At 44.4% G+C, this 1597-nt stretch carries 2 protein-coding genes; both read right to left on the minus strand.

The annotated features are described in order from the left end of the window. Positions 1-36: 36 nt before the first annotated feature. On the minus strand, positions 37-174 hold the full coding sequence (locus V7K21_RS06495; protein ID WP_335172597.1) for a hypothetical protein: 138 nt from the start codon (positions 172-174) through the stop codon (positions 37-39). A gap of 12 nt (positions 175-186) precedes the next feature. After that, positions 187-1356, minus strand: coding sequence for an ABC transporter substrate-binding protein (locus V7K21_RS06500; RefSeq protein WP_442948852.1), 1170 nt, complete (start codon positions 1354-1356; stop codon positions 187-189). Between the last annotated feature and the right edge of the window lie 241 nt (positions 1357-1597).

Raw genomic sequence — 1597 nt, forward strand, 5'->3', positions numbered from 1 at the left:
TTTTTGATCTTTTTCTTCTGGATTCATGCTTGAACACTACCATCTTTCTTCCCTCATGGGAATATTCCTGACATTCCTACCTGGGCAGTTACATAATAACAGTAATAATGCTGGTGTTAATAAGAGCCAAGCAGTCCGTTGTTCCCGACTTCGGAGTGAATGCAGATTAGTCATTAGTAATTCTCCCTAGTTCCTAGTTCCTAGCAGTCGGCGCGTTTCATTAGCAGCAGCTTGCATTGCTCGTTGCGGATTTATCCGACCGGATAGTGCAGCGCTAAGATAACGCTGCAAAATATCCGATGTTTGGTCATATTGTGCGATCGGCGAACGTAAAACTGCATTGTCCACAACCTCTAGTAACTGCGGATAGTGAGGGTATTTGGCAACAATCTCTAGGTCTGTAAATAAATCCCGGCGACTTGGCACATAGCCTGCACTTAATATGAATCGGCGCTGTGCCTCCCGACTGGTAAAGTACTGAATTGCTTTCCAAGCTTCTTCGGGATGTTTAGAAGATTTAGCAATCCCTATACCCCAGCCTCCTAAACAAGCTGCACCAGTTTTACCAGGAGCATGAACCATCGGTTTAATTGCAATTTTACCTTGGATTGGCGAATTCTTTGCTTGGGCTAAAGGCCATGCATAGGGCCAGCTACGTAAAAACGCTACTTGACCACTTTGGAACAAGCGCCGGGTGTCTTCTTCCTGGTAGGTTGTGACTCCAGGAGGAGAAACGCCCTGGCTGACGGTACTACGCAAAAACTCAACGGTCTGTACTGTTTCTGGCCGATCCAGCCCCACCTCGAAGGTTTCGAGATTAACCCAGAAGCCACCAAAGCCATTAAGGACTTCCACAAACATTGCTACGAGTCCTTCATATTGCCGTCCCTGCCAAACATAGCCCCAATTCACTTGGTCTTTCTTTTGCAAGACAAGGGATATTCGGATCAAATCCTCAAAGGTTTCTGGTGGTTTCAATCCTGCTTCTTTGATTAAATCTTCCCGGTAGTAGAGCATTCCCACATCGGAACGCACGGGAATGCGGTACAGCTTGTTCTGGTAACGTCCGCCTTCTACATCCTTGGGTGAAAATGCTGCCAACTCTTGCTTGGAAATGCGAGCGTCTAGGGCTAGCAACCATCGAGCAGCAGCAAACTTGGGCGTCCAGATCACATCCATATTCACCAAGTCATAAGGGGATTCACCTAAGATAAAAGATGAGCTGTACAGGTCTTCAAGCAAATTTGTAGCATTTGGCCCCTCAACTAAGTTAATACGAATGCCTGGGTTCTCAGCCTCAAAGTCTCTAATCAAACCCTGCTTCCAAGGTTGGGCATCTGGGGCAGTAATTAACATATTTAGGGTAACTGGTCGCTGCGAAAGTGCTACCCAATTGAATAATATGATACCTAATAGAATTGCCAGAAAAATCCCTATATGCAAAAAACTTTGTTTTTGGATAAATTTTTGAAGCTTGTTTATTGGATTCCTATAGGAATCCAATAGGAATCCTATTTGATTTATGAAAAAGAGTACGAGATAATACGGTTGAGTGTAGAAGTGTAAAAGCAGACTATGATAAATCAGCATCTACAAA

The sequence above is a fragment of the Nostoc sp. genome (assembly GCF_036919595.1).
Lineage (GTDB): Bacteria > Cyanobacteriota > Cyanobacteriia > Cyanobacteriales > Nostocaceae > Nostoc.